Source organism: Geodermatophilus sp. SMS 5-13, assembly GCF_059428245.1.
This window is the reverse complement of sequence record NZ_CP165729.1, coordinates 4,900,765-4,915,922: the sequence shown is the minus strand read 5'-3', so window position 1 is coordinate 4,915,922 and position 15,158 is coordinate 4,900,765. Positions and strand designations below refer to the sequence as shown.

At 74.4% G+C, this 15,158-nt stretch carries 16 protein-coding genes; 9 read left to right on the top strand and 7 right to left on the bottom strand.

Going from position 1 to position 15,158, the window contains the following annotated elements:
• Positions 1 to 83 precede the first annotated feature (83 nt).
• From tsaB to tsaD, 3 genes are read left to right on the top strand one after another with little or no spacing between them, the layout of a single operon-like run.
• Positions 84 to 719, top strand: a complete 636-nt coding sequence (tsaB, locus tag AB3388_RS23705) for a tRNA (adenosine(37)-N6)-threonylcarbamoyltransferase complex dimerization subunit type 1 TsaB (RefSeq protein WP_495407780.1) — start codon at positions 84 to 86, stop codon at positions 717 to 719.
• A complete protein-coding gene (rimI, locus tag AB3388_RS23700; protein WP_495407779.1) occupies positions 716 to 1,162 on the top strand; it encodes a ribosomal protein S18-alanine N-acetyltransferase in 447 nt (148 codons plus the stop codon). The genes tsaB and rimI overlap by 4 nt, the downstream gene beginning before the upstream one ends.
• Positions 1,159 to 2,193, top strand: coding sequence for a tRNA (adenosine(37)-N6)-threonylcarbamoyltransferase complex transferase subunit TsaD (tsaD, locus tag AB3388_RS23695; protein ID WP_495407778.1), 1,035 nt, complete (start codon positions 1,159 to 1,161; stop codon positions 2,191 to 2,193). Before rimI ends, tsaD begins: the two co-directional genes overlap by 4 nt.
• Here the strand turns inward: tsaD and AB3388_RS23690 are convergent.
• Both AB3388_RS23690 and AB3388_RS23685 read right to left on the bottom strand, forming a co-directional pair.
• Positions 2,183 to 3,121: an alpha/beta fold hydrolase gene (locus AB3388_RS23690; protein ID WP_495407777.1), complete on the bottom strand. Its 939-nt coding sequence runs from the start codon at positions 3,119 to 3,121 to the stop codon at positions 2,183 to 2,185. The two genes, tsaD and AB3388_RS23690, sit on opposite strands and share 11 nt — an antisense overlap.
• A gap of 57 nt (positions 3,122 to 3,178) precedes the next feature.
• Entirely contained in the window at positions 3,179 to 4,417 is a 1,239-nt protein-coding gene (locus AB3388_RS23685) for a THUMP-like domain-containing protein (RefSeq protein WP_495407776.1), read from the bottom strand.
• A 187-nt stretch (positions 4,418 to 4,604) separates the two neighbouring features.
• On the opposite strand from AB3388_RS23685, the gene groES reads away from it, so the two are divergent.
• Together groES and groL are read left to right on the top strand one after the other, a co-directional pair.
• The gene (gene groES / locus AB3388_RS23680; protein ID WP_495407775.1) at positions 4,605 to 4,913 is read left to right on the top strand and encodes a co-chaperone GroES; all 309 of its coding nucleotides are present in this window, start codon (positions 4,605 to 4,607) and stop codon (positions 4,911 to 4,913) included.
• Positions 4,914 to 5,061: 148 nt separating this feature from the next.
• Entirely contained in the window at positions 5,062 to 6,708 is a 1,647-nt protein-coding gene (gene groL / locus AB3388_RS23675) for a chaperonin GroEL (RefSeq protein ID WP_495407774.1), read from the top strand.
• Between the two features lie 78 nt (positions 6,709 to 6,786).
• Here the strand turns inward: groL and AB3388_RS23670 are convergent, their stop codons facing one another.
• Complete coding sequence (locus AB3388_RS23670; RefSeq protein WP_448626896.1) at positions 6,787 to 7,086, bottom strand: WhiB family transcriptional regulator; 300 nt, start codon at positions 7,084 to 7,086, stop codon at positions 6,787 to 6,789.
• 354 nt (positions 7,087 to 7,440) lie between these two features.
• On the opposite strand from AB3388_RS23670, the gene AB3388_RS23665 reads away from it, so the two are divergent.
• A complete protein-coding gene (locus tag AB3388_RS23665; protein WP_495407773.1) occupies positions 7,441 to 8,172 on the top strand; it encodes a LuxR C-terminal-related transcriptional regulator in 732 nt (243 codons plus the stop codon).
• Between the two features lie 122 nt (positions 8,173 to 8,294).
• Here AB3388_RS23665 and AB3388_RS23660 read toward each other — a convergent pair whose 3' ends face one another.
• Positions 8,295 to 8,690 (bottom strand): DUF5319 family protein, encoded by a 396-nt coding sequence (locus AB3388_RS23660; protein ID WP_495407772.1) that lies wholly within the window; start codon positions 8,688 to 8,690, stop codon positions 8,295 to 8,297.
• Between the two features lie 141 nt (positions 8,691 to 8,831).
• On the opposite strand from AB3388_RS23660, the gene guaB reads away from it, so the two are divergent.
• From guaB to guaA, 3 genes are read left to right on the top strand one after another with little or no spacing between them, the layout of a single operon-like run.
• Complete coding sequence (guaB, locus tag AB3388_RS23655; protein WP_495407771.1) at positions 8,832 to 10,349, top strand: IMP dehydrogenase; 1,518 nt, start codon at positions 8,832 to 8,834, stop codon at positions 10,347 to 10,349.
• Positions 10,350 to 10,351: 2 nt separating this feature from the next.
• Positions 10,352 to 11,479 (top strand): GuaB3 family IMP dehydrogenase-related protein, encoded by a 1,128-nt coding sequence (locus tag AB3388_RS23650; protein ID WP_495407770.1) that lies wholly within the window; start codon positions 10,352 to 10,354, stop codon positions 11,477 to 11,479.
• A 3-nt stretch (positions 11,480 to 11,482) separates the two neighbouring features.
• On the top strand, positions 11,483 to 13,045 hold the full coding sequence (gene guaA, locus AB3388_RS23645; protein WP_495407769.1) for a glutamine-hydrolyzing GMP synthase: 1,563 nt from the start codon (positions 11,483 to 11,485) through the stop codon (positions 13,043 to 13,045).
• 43 nt (positions 13,046 to 13,088) lie between these two features.
• Here guaA and AB3388_RS23640 read toward each other — a convergent pair whose 3' ends face one another.
• The 3 genes from AB3388_RS23640 to AB3388_RS23630 all read right to left on the bottom strand — a co-directional run bounded on the left by AB3388_RS23640 (position 13,089) and on the right by AB3388_RS23630 (position 15,111).
• On the bottom strand, positions 13,089 to 13,820 hold the full coding sequence (locus AB3388_RS23640; RefSeq protein ID WP_495407768.1) for an META domain-containing protein: 732 nt from the start codon (positions 13,818 to 13,820) through the stop codon (positions 13,089 to 13,091).
• Between the two features lie 66 nt (positions 13,821 to 13,886).
• Positions 13,887 to 14,183 carry a hypothetical protein gene (locus AB3388_RS23635; RefSeq protein ID WP_495407767.1) on the bottom strand — a complete coding sequence of 99 codons (297 nt, stop codon included), beginning with the start codon at positions 14,181 to 14,183 and terminating at the stop codon, positions 13,887 to 13,889.
• The gene (locus AB3388_RS23630) at positions 14,176 to 15,111 is read right to left on the bottom strand and encodes a PspC domain-containing protein (protein ID WP_495407766.1); all 936 of its coding nucleotides are present in this window, start codon (positions 15,109 to 15,111) and stop codon (positions 14,176 to 14,178) included. The genes AB3388_RS23635 and AB3388_RS23630 overlap by 8 nt, the downstream gene beginning before the upstream one ends.
• Positions 15,112 to 15,158 lie beyond the last annotated feature (47 nt).

Genomic DNA, 15,158 nt, shown 5'->3' with positions numbered 1-15,158 from the left:
CGAGCCCGAACCGTCGGTGGGCGCCGGGTCGCTCCACGTTCTCGGCGGGAGCCGCCGGCGGGCGCTCAGTAGTCTTGCCGTCCGTGCTCGTCCTCGCCCTCGACACCGCCACTCCGACGCTCGTCGCCGGCGTGGCCCGCTGGTCGGCCGGCGGGGCCGTCGAGGTGCTCGCCGAGCAGGCCGTGCCCTCCGGCAACCGGCACGCCGAGCTGCTGACGCCGGCCATCCGGGCGGCGCTGGCCGGGGCCGGTGTGGCCATGGCCGACCTCGGCGCGATCGTCGCCGGCCTCGGCCCGGGACCGTTCACCGGCCTGCGTGTCGGCGTCGTCACCGCGTCGACCCTCGCCGACGCCCGCGGCCTGCCCGCCGTCGGCGTCTGCTCGCTGGACGCGATCGGCGCGGGCGCCCGCACGGTGATCACCGACGCGCGCCGCAAGGAGGTCTACTGGGCCGCCTACGACGACGCCGGCGCCCGCGTCGCCGGGCCCGGGGTCGACCGGCCCGAGGAGCTGGCCGCGGCCGGGCCGTTGGTCGGTGACGAGCGCTTCGCCGAGCGGCTGGGCGCGCCGGTCGCGCCGGCCGACGTGACGACGGCGGGTCTGGTGGCGGCCGCGGCGGCGCAGCTGGCGGACCCGTCCTCGGCCGGGCCGCTGCTGCCGCTCTACCTGCGCCGCCCCGACGCCACCCCGCCGACCTCCATCAAGGCGGTCACCCGGTGACCTTGCTGCGGGCGATGCGGCTCTCCGACCTGCCCGCCGTCCTGGCGCTGGAGGAGGAGCTCTTCGCGCCCGACACCTGGACCGCCGCGATGTACCGCGACGAGCTCGCCCGCACCGACACCCGCTGGTACCTGGTGGCCGAGGACGACGAGGCCGTCATCGGCTACGGCGGCCTGATCGCCTATCCCGACGAGGCGCACGTGGCGACGATCGGCGTGACCACGTCCCGGCAGGGCGAGGGGATCGGGGCCCGGCTGCTCGACGCGCTGCTGGCCGAGGCCGACCGCCGGGGGAGCCCGGTCGTGCTGCTCGAGGTGCGCGCGGACAACGAGGTCGCGCAGGGGCTCTACCGGCGGCGCGGGTTCGCCGTGATCGGCCGGCGGCGCGGCTACTACCAACCCAGCGGCGCGGACGCCGTGGTGATGAAGAGGGAGCGGCTGTGAGCGAGCCCCTGGTGCTCGGGTTCGAGACCTCGTGCGACGAGACCGGCGTCGGCCTGGTCCGCGGGCAGACGCTGCTCGCCGACGCGCTGGCCACCTCGATGGCCGAGCACGAGCGCTTCGGCGGCGTCGTCCCCGAGATCGCCTCCCGGGCGCACCTGGAGGCGATGGTCCCGACCGTGCACCGCGCGCTCACCGACGCCGGGGTCCGGGCGGACGACGTCGACGCGGTCGCGGTGACCTCCGGCCCGGGCCTGACCGGCGCGCTGCTGGTCGGCGTCGCGGCGGCCAAGGCCTACGCGCTCGCGCTGGACAAGCCGCTCTACGGCGTGAACCACCTGGCCGCGCACGTGGCGGTCGACGAGCTGCAGCACGGCCGGCTGGCCGAGCCGTCGATCGCGCTGCTGGTCTCCGGCGGGCACAGCTCGCTGCTGCTCGTGCCCGACCTCGCCCGCGAGGTGCAGTCGCTGGGCCGCACGATCGACGACGCGGCGGGGGAGGCCTTCGACAAGGTCGCCCGGGTGCTCGGCCTGCCCTTCCCCGGCGGCCCGCCGATCGACAAGGCCGCCCGGGACGGCGACCCGGCGGCGATCGACTTCCCGCGCGGGCTGACCGGCCCCCGGGACGCCCCGTACGACTTCTCCTTCTCCGGCCTGAAGACGGCGGTGGCCCGCTGGATCGAAGCGCGGGAGAAGGCCGGGGAGCCGGTGCCGGTGGCCGACGTCGCCGCGTCGTTCCAGGAGGCGGTGGCCGACGTCCTGACCGCCAAGGCGGTGCGCGCGTGCCGGGACACCGGCGTGGACCACCTCGTGCTCGGCGGCGGGGTGGCGGCCAACTCGCGGCTGCGCGCGCTGGCCGAGGAGCGCTGCGCGGCGGCCGGGATCGTGCTGCGGGTGCCCAGCCCCCGGCTGTGCACCGACAACGGCGCGATGGTCGCCGCGCTCGGCTCGCGGCTGGTGGAGGCCGGGGTGGCGCCGTCGGCACCGGATCTCGGCGCGGACAGCTCGCTGCCGATCGACGTCGTCAGCCGGTAGCCGCCGGCGCGGCGAGGAACCCGTCGAGCTCGGCGCGCAGCCGCGGCACGTTGCCGAGCAGCGTGTGCCCGCCGCCCGGCAGGACGAGGAGCCGGGCGTCCGGCAGCCGCTGGGTCAGGGCGGCGGCCTGGGCCGGGCGGGGCACGGTGGAGTTCTGCGCCGTGACCACCAGCGCCGGCGCGCGGACGGCGGGCCAGTCGAGGGCGCCGGCGCACACCTCGGGGATCGCCACGTAGCTGTCGAACAGCGCGCCCTCGACCCGCGGCCCGACCGGCAGCGTGGTCGCCAGGATCTCCCGGAGCTCCCGGCGCTCCTCGTCGCCGAGTTCCCGCCAGGGGGTGCCGGTCATCGGCCGCAGCAGCGCGGGTACGCGGGTGAGCAGCCAGAAGGGCACCTCGCTGCGCAGCAGAGCCCGGAAGACGGCGCGCGGCGGCATGGCCGGTGCGGGGCCGGGGACGACGGGCGCCTCGAGGACCAGCGAGCGGACCCGGTCGGGGTGCCGGATCGCCAGCTGCAGGCCTGCCGCCGAGCCGGCCGACAGCGTGACGACGTCGGCGCGGTCGACGCCCAGGGCCCCCAGCAGCCCAGCGAGCGCGTCCGCCTGGTCCGCCGTCGTCGCGTGCGCGGGCAGCGGCGAGCCGGGGTAGCCGAAGCGGGACGGCGCGATCACCCGACGGCCGGGGCCCAGCCGGCGGCGTGCCCAGTCGACGCCCTGGTCGAAGCCCCCGCCGTTGCCATGCAGCACGAGGACGGCCGGGCCGGTCCCGTACGCGGCGTAGGTGACGAGTCCGGCGCTGGTGTGCGCGCTGTGCACCGGCACGGCCGGTCTGCCGAGCCGCTCGGAGGCGGCGCGGAGGTCGGCGCGGGCGCGGGCGGCCAGCAGCAACGCCGCTCCCGCGGTGAGCAGGGGCAGGGGGCGCACAGGCACGGGGACTCCCGGTCTCGGGGGGTGTGGGTGCAGGAAACCGGCACCCACACCCCCCGATCAAGCGGTGACGTCGCAGACGAGGGCGGTCGGTGCGCCGGCGACCCTCGTGGCGACGACGACGGCGGACTCCCGCCCCGGCCCGCGGAGCTGCCGGGCGAGGGTCTCGGGTTCGATCGGCGAGCCGCGCTTCTTCACCGTCACCTGCCCGACGCCGCGGGTCCGCAGCAGCGCGCGCAGCTTCTTGAGGTTGAACGGCAGCACCTCGGCCACCCGGTACGAGCGCACCCAGGGGGAGCCGGCCGCGGCGCCCGAGGTCAGGTAGGCGATCGTCGGGTCGACGAGCGTGGCGCCCAGTTCCTCGGCGACCAGCGCGACCAGACCCGAGCGGATGACGGCGGGATCGGGCTCGTGCAGCCAGCCACCGACCGGGCCCACCGGCGCCGGCCCGGGGTCCTCGTCGGCAGTCAACTCGAGGAACGTCCCGCCGGACAGCAGGGTCGCCCGGCGCCAGGTGGTGGACAACGCGGTGCCCCACAGCAGCGCCTCGGCGATCGAGCCTCCGGCGGAGACCCATTCGGCCTCCGCGCCGGCGGGCACGCGCTCGTGGTCCAGCCCGGGCGCCACCTTCACCACGGCCTGCGGCATCCGCTCGAGGAGAGCCGCGACGGTCGACCACGGCGGCGACCACCGGTCCGGATCGAGCTGCCGCCTGCCGGCGGCCCGTCGCGCCGGGTCGAGGACGGCGGCGCCGCAGCCGGCCACCTCGCCGCCACGCGCCGCGGCCACGAGTTCCACGGCGTCGCCCGCGACGACCCAGACCTCGTCAGCCAGGCCGAGCGCCTCCACGTTGGCCGCGGTGAGCTCGCGGGCCAGCGGGTCGCGATCGACGGCGAGCACGCGCGCGCCGGCGCGGGCCAGCGCCATCGTGTCGGTGCCGGCCCCGCAGCCGAGGTCGGCCACCGAGTCGGCGCCGCCCTCCAGCAGGCGGCGGGCGCGCCGCGCGGCGAGCTCCGGGCGGCCGGCCTGTTCCAGGGTGTCGGCGGTCAGGAACAGCAGGTCGGCGTCCGCACCGAACACCGGCCGGGCGCGGGCGCGCAGCCGGGCCAGCTCCCATGCCGGCCCGGCCAGCTCCGGGCCCGCCTCGTCGCGCAGCCGCGAGAGCCCCGGCAGCAGGTCGACGCCCTCGGCGAGCAGACCGGCGGCCCGCCGCACCGCCGCCGTCCCCTCCGCCGTCCGCAGCCGGAGCAGTGCGCCAAGCGCGGCATCGGCGGAGGCCGGGTCGGGTACTGGGGGCACGCGGAGAGCCTCGCGCACGTCGACGTCGCCGGGTCGGGGGACCCGGTTGAGCGGCTGGCACTCTCATGGGTAGAGTGCCAAATCGACACGGGCACAGTGGCCTGACCCCCGCGACGGCAGGCCGGTTCCCGTGCCACAGCATCAGCACCACTTATCAGCCGTCCGATCCCGAAGGGGGCGTCACGACGTGACGACCGCTACCAAGGTCAGCATCAAGCCGCTGGAGGACCGCGTCGTGGTCCAGGCCAACGAGGCCGAGACCACCACGGCCTCCGGCCTGGTCATCCCGGACACCGCCAAGGAGAAGCCCCAGGAGGGCACCGTCGTGGCGGTGGGCCCCGGCCGCATCGACGACAACGGCAACCGCGTTCCGCTCGACGTCTCCGTCGGCGACGTGGTGATCTACTCGAAGTACGGCGGCACCGAGGTCAAGTACGGCGGCGAGGAGTACCTGGTCCTCTCCGCCCGCGACCTGCTCGCCATCGTGGAGAAGTAGAAGGACCCCGTCCTCCTCATCCCTCGCGCGCTCGGGACGAGCCTCTGGACGGGGCCGTTCCAGCACGTCACGTGACCGCCCCGGCGACCCGTATTCCCGGGTCCCGGGGCGGTCGTCGTCTCACCCTGCGAACCCCGAGAGGTCTGGCATGGCCAAGATCATCAAGTTCAACGAGGACGCGCGGCGCTCGCTCGAGCGCGGCGTCGACAAGCTGGCCGACACGGTCAAGGTGACCCTCGGCCCGCGCGGGCGCAACGTCGTCCTCGACAAGAAGTTCGGCGTCCCCACCATCACCAACGACGGCGTGACCATCGCCCGTGAGGTCGAGCTCGACGACCCGTACGAGAACCTCGGCGCCCAGCTGGCCAAGAACGTCGCGACCAAGACCAACGACGTCGCCGGCGACGGCACCACCACCGCGACCGTGCTGGCGCAGGCGCTGGTACGCGAGGGCCTGCGCAACGTGGCCGCCGGCGCCAACCCGATCGGGCTGGGCCGTGGCATCAGCGCCGCGGTCGATGCCGTCCACCAGGCGCTGGACAAGGTCGCGATCCCGGTCGACGACCGCAGCGCGATCGCCGGCGTCGCCACGGTCTCCGCGCAGGACGCCACCGTCGGCGACATGATCGCCGAGGCGATGGACAAGGTCGGCCGCGACGGTGTCATCACCGTCGAGGAGAGCAACACCATGTCGACCGAGCTGGAGGTCACCGAGGGCGTCCAGTTCGACAAGGGCTACCTCTCGCCGTACTTCGTCACCGACGCCGACGCGCAGGAGGCCGTCCTCGACGACGCGCTCGTCCTGATGGTCACCGGCAAGATCAGCGCGCTCGCCGACCTGCTCCCGCTGCTGGAGAAGATCCTCAACAGCGGCGGCTCGCCGCTGCTCATCGTCGCCGAGGACGTCGAGGGCGAGGCGCTGTCGACCCTGGTCGTCAACTCGATCCGCAAGACCATCAAGGTGGTCGCGGTGAAGTCGCCGTACTTCGGCGACCGGCGCAAGCAGTTCATGACCGACCTTGCCATCGTCACCGGCGGCCAGGTGGTCAGCGAGGACGTCGGCCTCAAGCTCGACACCGTCGGCCTCGAGGTGCTCGGCACCGCGCGGCGCGTGACCGTCACCAAGGACGCCACCACGGTCGTCGACGGCGGCGGCTCGGCGGAGGCCGTCGCGGACCGGGTCGCGCAGATCCGCCGCGAGATCGAGGCGACCGAGTCCGACTGGGACCGCGAGAAGCTGCAGGAGCGGCTGGCCAAGCTGACCGGCGGCGTCGGCGTCATCCGCGTCGGCGCGGCCACCGAGGTCGAGATGAAGGAGAAGAAGCACCGGATCGAGGACGCCATCTCGGCCACCAGGGCCGCGGTGGAGGAGGGCGTCGTCCCCGGTGGCGGCTCCGCGCTCGTGCACGCGGCCGCGGCCATCGACGGGCTCGACCTCACCGGCGACGAGGCGACCGGCGCCCAGGCCGTGCGCCGTGCCCTGGACGCCCCGCTGGCCCGGATCGCGGCCAACGCCGGCCTCGAAGGCCGGGTCGTGGTCAGCCGGGTCCGTGAGCTCGGTCAGGGGCAGGGCTTCAACGCCGCGACCGGTGAGTACGGCGACCTGGCCGCCCAGGGCGTCGTCGACCCGGTCAAGGTCACGAAGGCCGCGCTCGAGAACGCCGCGTCGATCGCCGCGATGGTGCTCACCACCGACTCCGCCATCGTCGAGGCGCCGGAGCGGCACCACGACCACGGGGCCGGGCACCACACCCACGGCCACTCGCACGGCCACGGTCACGGCCACAGCCACTGATCAGCTGATCACGGCCTGAACGCCAGAGGGCCGGGTCCGGACATCGTCCGGACCCGGCCCTCTGGCACGTCTGTAGTGCTAGACCCCCGCGGCGACGGCGGCGGGCTCCGCGGCGATCAGCCGGGCCCGCTCCTCCTCGCTCATGCCGCCCCACACCCCGTACGGCTCCCGGACGGACAGCGCGTGCTTGAGGCACGCCTGGACCACCGGGCACTTCGCGCAGACGGCCTTCGCCGCGGCCTGGCGCCGGGCGCGCGCCGGCCCCCGTTCCCCGTCGGGGTGGAAGAAGAGGGACGTGCTCTCGCCACGGCAGGCGCCGTGCAGCTGCCAGTCCCACACCTCGGCAACGGGGGTCGGGAGTCGGCGGATGTCGGCCATGTCGTCCTCCTGGGCTCGGGTCGCGAGCCGGAGGGGGGCTGGTCCGGCTGCAAGGGGCCCGGTGCCCGAGGTCATCCGGGGTCAAACACACCCGGGGCGCGCATTTTCGCCCCATTTCCCCGAACGCGCGACCTCACCCCCGGGAGTGAGGGTGCCTGTTGCTCTCCGCACCGGTCGATCAAGGTGATTTCGGGTCGTGTCGACGACCGGGTGGGGGAACCCGGCCGCGGCACGACCCACGTTTCGGACCGGCGCCCCCTGGACGGGGGTTCCCCGTCCGAGCGACACCCGGCCGGGCGCTCTCCGGCAGGGAGGAACTGGCCGGCAACGCGTCCGGGGGAACGAGGAGCAGGCGTGATCGACGATCGGATGCGCGGTCCGGGCCACGGTGCCACGACCGTCTGGGTGTACGACGAGCGGCGTCGAGTGCGCGACGACGTCGCCTCCCGACTGGTGGCCCTGCCCTTCGTGGGCCGGGTCGAGGTGGTCGGCGACGCGCAGTCGCTGCTGTCGCGGCTGGCGACCCGCACGCCCGACGTGCTGCTGGTCGGCACCCAGCGGGCGGTCGACTCCGGCCTCACCGTCGCCACTCAGGCACTGCGCGCCCACCCGGGCCTGCCGGTGCTGGTGCTCGGCGCGCCCGACGACGCCGAGACCGTCCGGGCGGCCGTCGCGTTCGGTGCCCGCGGCTACCTGCGCTGGGACGCCAGCCCGATCGAGATGGGCCTCGGCCTCTCGCGGGTCGGCCTGCGCGCCGACGGCCGCATCCCGGTCCCGGCCGCCCCGCCGCAGCAGCTGGCCTCGGTCGGCGCCTCGTCGTCCTGGAACACCGCCCCGCTGGCCGGCTCGCAGCCGACCACCGTGCGCTCCACCGTCCGCGAGCTGGCCCCGGTCAGCCTGTCGATGCGCGAGATGCAGGTGCTCACCGGCATGAGCCAGGGCAAGAGCAACGCCCAGATCGGCCGGGAGCTCTACCTGTCCGAGGACACCATCAAGACCCACGCCCGGCGGCTGTTCCGCAAGCTCGGCGCCAAGGACCGCGCCGAGGCGGTGGCCACCGGCTTCCGCCGCGGCATGATGCAGTAAGACCGAGATCTACCCGACCGAGCCCCGGTGCCTCGTGCACCGGGGCTCGCGTCGCTTCTGGGGTCGAACTCGCCCTCCGGGGTCCTGCAGGACTCCAGGAGTGCGAACTCGACCCCGGGAGCTCAGTCGTCTCTCGCGTGGCGGCCGCGGCTCTCGGTCCCCGACTCGCGCTCGGCGGCCGCGGCGATGCCGTCGGCGTAGCCGCTGGCGTAGTCCCAGCTGACGTAGTCGTCGGGGTTCGGGTCGAACGGCGGCTCGTGCCGGCCGGTCTGCCCCTCCTCGAGCAGCTGCCGCAGGTTGGCCTGCATGAGCGCCCAGTCGACGTGGTGCTCTTCCTCGCAGTCCGGGCAGTCGACGACGATGCCCTTGACGCCGGTCGGCTCCAACAGGGTGCGGAAGACCTCGAGTTCGGCAAGGTCGTCGAGGACGCCCGCCCGCTCCTCCATGGTCAGCGGCGGCGGACCCGGTCGGTCGGCGGGCCCGAAGTCCGGTCCCGATGCGTCGTCCCAGCTGTTCACGGCTCCCACGGTAGTGCGACGGCAGGGGAAAGACCGCCCCCCTCACGCCGCCGCCTACGATCGGGGGGCGGTCCCCGCCTGCGCCCGGCCAGGGGCGCCCGTTGCCGCGGGACCCGAGAACCGAAGGGGTGGCCGCCGACGATGCAGCCCGACGATCGCGTGCCCGAGCTGCCGGCGAAGTTCGCTCCGCTCGGCCTGACCTACGACGACGTCCTGCTCATCCCGGGCGCGTCGGACGTCGTCCCGGCCGAGGTCGACACGAGCAGCCGGCTGACCCGGCGGATCCGGCTGGCCGTCCCGCTGGTCTCCAGCGCCATGGACACCGTCACCGAGGCCCGCATGGCGATCGCCATGGCCCGCGTCGGCGGCGTCGGCATCCTGCACCGCAACCTCGCCGCCGAGGAGCAGGCCGGCCAGGCCGACCTGGTCAAGCGCTCCGAGGCCGGCATGGTCACCAACCCGGTGACCGCTTCCCCGGACAACACCCTGGCCGAGCTCGACGCGCTCTCCGCCCGCTACCGGATCTCCGGCGCGCCCGTGGTCGACGCCGACGGCGTGCTGGTCGGCATCTGCACGAACCGGGACATGCGGTTCGAGACGGACAAGAACCGGCTCGTCCGCGACGTCATGACGCCGATGCCGCTGGTCACCGCGCCCGTCGGCGTGGACCCCGACACCGCGCTGCAGCTGCTGTCCCGGCACAAGGTCGAGAAGCTGCCGCTGGTCGACGAGGCCGGCCGGCTGCGCGGCCTGATCACCGTCAAGGACTTCGTCAAGCGCGACCAGTACCCGAACGCCACCAAGGACGCCGACGGCCGGCTGGTCGTCGGCGCCGCGCTCGGCGTCGGCGACGACGCGTACAAGCGGGCCGGCCTGCTGGTCGACGCCGGGGTCGACGTGCTCGTCGTCGACACCGCGCACGGCCACCAGCGGGCGGTGCTGGACATGGTCGCGCGGGTCAAGGCCGACTTCGGCGGGGACGGCGGCCTCGAGGTCGTCGGCGGCAACGTCGCCACCCGCGCCGGCGCGCAGGCCCTGGTCGACGCCGGCGTGGACGCGGTCAAGGTGGGCGTCGGCCCGGGCTCGATCTGCACCACCCGCGTCGTGGCCGGGGTCGGCGTCCCGCAGGTGACCGCCGTCTACGAGGCGGCGCTCGCGGCCGGGCCCGCCGGCGTCCCGGTGATCGCCGACGGCGGCCTGCAGTACTCCGGCGACATCGCCAAGGCCCTGGTCGCCGGCGCGTCGACGGTGATGATCGGCGGCCTGTTCGCCGGCGTCGAGGAGGCGCCCGGTGAGCTGGTCTTCGTCAACGGCAAGCAGTACAAGACCTACCGCGGCATGGGCTCCCTCGGCGCGATGCAGAAACGCGGCAACCAGTCCTACAGCCGCGACCGCTACTTCGCCGACGACGTCCTCTCCGACGACAAGCTCGTGCCCGAGGGCATCGAGGGCCAGGTGCCCTACCGCGGCCCGCTCGCCGGGGTCGCCCACCAGTTGGTCGGCGGCCTGCGCGCGTCGATGGGCTACGCCGGCGCGCCCACGATCGAGTACCTGCAGCAGCACGGCCAGCTCACCCGGATCACGTCGGCCGGGCTGGTCGAGAGCCACCCCCACGACATCCAGATGACGGTGGAAGCACCGAACTACCGGGGGCGATGACCATGCCCATCCGCGAGACCGTCGAGATCGGCCTCAACCGGTTCGCCCGCCGCGGCTACGACCTCGAGGAGGTGTCGATCGTGCCGTCGCGGCGCACGCGGGACGTCGACGACGTCTCCACTGCCTGGCAGATCGACGCTTTCCGGTTCGACATCCCGCTGGTCACCAGCCCGTCGGACGCCGTGGTCAGCCCCGAGACGGCGATCGCGGTCGGCCGGGCCGGCGGTCTCGGCGTCCTCAATGCCGAGGGGCTGTGGGCCCGCTACGAGGACCCGCTGCCGGTCTACCGGAAGCTGCGCGAGGCGGCCGGCCAGGCCGGCCCGCCGGTCGCGCTGCTGCAGGAGGTCTACTGCGAGCCGGTCAAGCCGGAGCTGATCACCGCCCGCATCAAGGAGATGCGCGACGCCGGGACGACGACGGCGGTGCGCGTCTCCCCGCAGCACACCGAGCAGCTCGCGCCCGCGGTGCTGGCCGCGGGGGTCGACCTGCTGGTCATCCAGGGCACGGTGGTCTCCGCCGAGCACGTGACCACGCAGGGCGACGCGCTCAACCTCAAGGACTTCATCGCCGACCTCGACGTGCCGGTGATCGTCGGCGGCGCCGCCGACTACCGCACCGCGCTGCACCTGATGCGCACCGGCGCGGCCGGGGTGATCGTCGGCGTGGGCGCCGACAGCTTCTCCACGACCGACCTGATCATGGGCATCCGGGTGCCGCTGGCCAGTGCGATCGCCGACGCCGCGGCCGCCCGCCGCGACTACCTCGACGAGACCGGCGGCCGGTACGTGCACGTCATCGCCAACGGCCGGATCGAGACCAGCGGCTCGATCGCCCGGGCGCTGGCCTGCGGGGCGGACGCCGTCCAGCTCGGCGAGCCGCTGCGGATCGCCCGCGAGGTCCCGGGCGGCGGCGTGTGGTGGGACTCCGTGGCCGCGCACCCGCGGCTGCCGCGCGGCGGGGCCTCGGCGCCGCTGCCGCCGGAAGGCTCGCTGGAGCAGGTGCTGCTCGGCCCGGCCGAGGAGGCCGACGGCCGCACCAACCTGTTCGGGGCGCTGCGCCGGACCATGGCCAAGACCGGCTACCGCGACCTCAAGGAGTTCCAGCGGGTCGACCTGGTGCTCGGAGGCTGACGCGTGGACTTCCCGACCGTCCTGGTCGTCGACTTCGGCGCGCAGTACGCCCAGCTCATCGCCCGGCGGATCCGCGAGGCCGGTGTCTACTCCGAGATCGTCCCGTCGACGACGCCGGCGGAGGAGGTCCTGGCCCGCAAGCCGGCCGCGATCGTGCTCTCCGGCGGCCCGTCCAGCGTCTACGAGCCCGGCGCCCCCCAGGTGGACCCGACGCTGTTCGAGTCCGGCGTCCCCGCGTTCGGCATCTGCTACGGCTTCCAGGCCATGGCGCAGTCGCTCGGCGGCACCGTCGCGCACACCGGCAACCGCGAGTACGGCGGCACCCCGCTGACGGTGACCACCGAGGGTCGGCTGTTCGGCGCCCTTCCGGTGCAGCAGTCGGTGTGGATGAGCCACGGGGACGCCGTAGCCGAGGCCCCGCCCGGCTTCACCGTCACCGCCACCTCCACCGGGGCGCCGGTGGCCGCGTTCGAGGACGTCGACCGCAAGCTCGCCGGCGTCCAGTTCCACCCCGAGGTGCGGCACACCGCGCACGGGCAGACGGTGCTCCAGCACTTCCTGTTCGACATCGCCGGCCTCGAGCCGACCTGGACGATGGCCAACGTCGTCGAGGAGCAGGTGTCGCGGATCCAGGAGCAGATCGGCGAGGGCCGGGCGCTGTGCGCGCTCTCCGGCGGCGTCGACTCCGCGGTCGCCGCCGCGCTGGTGCAGAAGGCCATCGGTGATCGGCTCACCTGCGTCTACGTCGACCACGGGCTGATGCGCGAGGGTGAGACCGAGCAGATCGAGCGCGACTTCGTCGCCGTCACCGGGGTCGACCTGCGGGTGGTCGACGCGCGCGAGCAGTTCCTGTCGGCGCTGGCCGGGGTGAGCGACCCCGAGGAGAAGCGCAAGATCATCGGCCGGGAGTTCATCCGGGTCTTCGAGCAGGCCGCGCTCGACGTCGTCGGCGACGCCAAGGCGCACGGCGAGACGATCGACTTCCTCGTCCAGGGCACGCTCTACCCCGACGTCGTCGAGTCCGGCGGCGGCACCGGGACGGCGAACATCAAGAGCCACCACAACGTCGGCGGTCTGCCCGAGGACCTCACCTTCACGCTGGTCGAGCCGCTGCGCACGCTGTTCAAGGACGAGGTGCGCGAGGTCGGCGTCCAGCTCGGGCTGCCCGAGGCGATGGTGTGGCGCCAGCCGTTCCCCGGCCCCGGCCTCGGGATCCGCATCGTCGGTGAGGTGACCCAGGAGCGGCTCGACGTCCTGCGCAAGGCCGACGCGATCGTGCGGGCCGAGCTCACCGCCGCAGGGCTGGACCGGGAGATCTGGCAGTGCCCGGTGGTGCTGCTCGCCGAGGTCCGGTCGGTCGGTGTGCAGGGCGACGGGCGCACCTACGGGCACCCGATCGTGCTGCGCCCGGTGTCCAGCGAGGACGCGATGACCGCGGACTGGACCCGCCTGCCCTACGACCTGCTGGCGAGGATCTCGACGCGGATCACCAACGAGGTGCGCGACGTCAATCGCGTCGTCCTCGACGTCACCAGCAAGCCGCCCGGCACCATCGAGTGGGAGTGAGCGGAGTGCCACGGCGCGGAGAACGCGCCCCTGGCACTCTCCATCACCGCGCTCGGTAGACCAGTCCGCGGCCGTCGGTCGTGACGAGGGTGAGGCGGTCGCCGTCGATCGCGACGGACGGCGCGCCGTCGAGGACGGCGAGCACGTGCTCGTCCTGGCGTCCCAGGTCCGCTGGGCAGCCGATGTCGTCGCGGGCCACGTCGAAGGTCAGGACGTCGCCGGCGATCTGCCACGGACCGGCGAAGCCGCGGCAGCCGGTCGAGCCGGTCGCCGTCCCGTCGTCGGCCAGCTGCAAGGTCGCCTCGCCGAGCACCGACGACGCCACGTCGCCGTCCAGCAGGGTGTCGAGGGTCCAGCTCGTCCCGGTCAGCTCCCGGTCGGGGACCGGTGCCTGCCGGGTGAACCGCAGCGCGACGTCGGCGCCGGTGAGCACCAGCTCGTCGCCCTCCCGGGCGGCCCGGTCGGCCACCCCGAGAGCGGTCAGGTAGGCGGTCTCGGCGGCCATGATCTCCGGATCGCAGCCCATCTCGGTGCCGCCCAGCCCGTCGATCGTCAGCGCGTCGCCGTCGAGGGTGTAGCCGCCCGAGTAGTGGTTGCAGAAGGAGATCCCGCGCAGCTGGCTGTCCTCGAACACCAGCGTCGCGGGAACTCCCGCGGGCTGCGGTACGCCGGACACGAGCACCCACTCGCCGAGCACGTCAGGGGAGGTGCCGGCCGAGCTCCCGGCGCAGGCAGCGGCCGCGAGCAGCGCCACCAGCACCAGCACCCGGATCACGGCCGCAGCGTGGCAGAAGGGCCCGGGGAGCGGTTGCTCCCCGGGCCCTCGCGTCCGCCCGACCGGCTAGCGCCGGTGGCGGGCTCGCCGCGTCTCGCGCAGCAGCAGGACGATCCCCGCGACGATCAGCACCGCCCAGAGGATGCCGCCGTCGTGGAACAGGGTGAGCGGCACGTCCACGCCGCTGAGCACCACGATCGCCAGGACGACGAAGGCGAGGCCCGGGACCAGCGCGACCAGGTCGACCCGCGGGCGGGGCGGGACGGGCAGGTCCTCCGTGGTGAGCGGCTGCACCTCCTGCCAGGCCCGCTCCTGCCAGGCGGTGGGCGTGGTCGGGAACTCGCTGTAGTCGGGTTCAGGCACGGGACACCTCCACGTCGCCGGCGCCGGAGTCGATGGTGATGACGAACTCGGGGTCGCCGTCGTCGGTCCAGGCGGCCGAACCGCTGCCGGCGAAGTAGCCGTCGGTCGCACCCTCGTCGAACACGTCGAGGTCGCCGATGCCCTGGTCGACGTCGATCTGGACGTCGGCCGAGTCGGGCACGAGCACCGTGAGGTCGCCGACACCGTGGTCGATGCGCGTCCGGATCGGCGCGCTGTGGTCGGACAGGGCCACGTCGCTGAGGTCGACGGTCAGGTCGCCGGCGCCGAGCTCGTACACCGGGCGGACCTGGCCGGCGCCGGCCGGCCGGTAGGTGCGGTCGCCGACGCCGCCGTCGAAGTGCCACGGCCCGCTCGAGGCCCCGATCGCCGCCAGCGACAGGACGGCGCCGATGGCGATCAGCCCGCCGCGGGCCCGCCGGCCGCCGGCGAAGGCGGCGGCGACCAGGCCGAGGCCGACGACGAGCAGCGCCGAGCCGAGGAAGCCGCGGGAGCTGATCTCCCAGACGCTGAACCGGTCGATCAGCACGAGGACGCCGACCACGATCAGCAGGCCGGCGATCGTGATGCCCGGGACCGGCGAGCGCGGCCCGGCCGCGGCCCGGCGGTCGGCGATCCGGTCGAGCGGCGCCCGGCGGTCGTGCGGGACGGCGTCGCCGGACGGCATGAGCAGCCACAGCAGCAGGTAGACGAGGACGCCGGAGCCGCCGGCGAGGGTGAGGGCGACGAACCCGACCCGCCAGAGCAGCGGGTCGACGCCGCTGTACTCGGCGAGGCCGCCGCAGACGCCGCCGATCATCTTGTCGCTGTTGCTGCGGCGGAGCCGAGTGCGTGCGGGCGGGCCGGGCGGCGGCGCCGGTGGCTCCCAGCCCGGGTCCACCGACGGTGTGGGGGGCGGTGCGGATGTCATGGCAGAAGCGTCCTCAGCACGGCAGGAGAAGACCATCGGGGAACGCC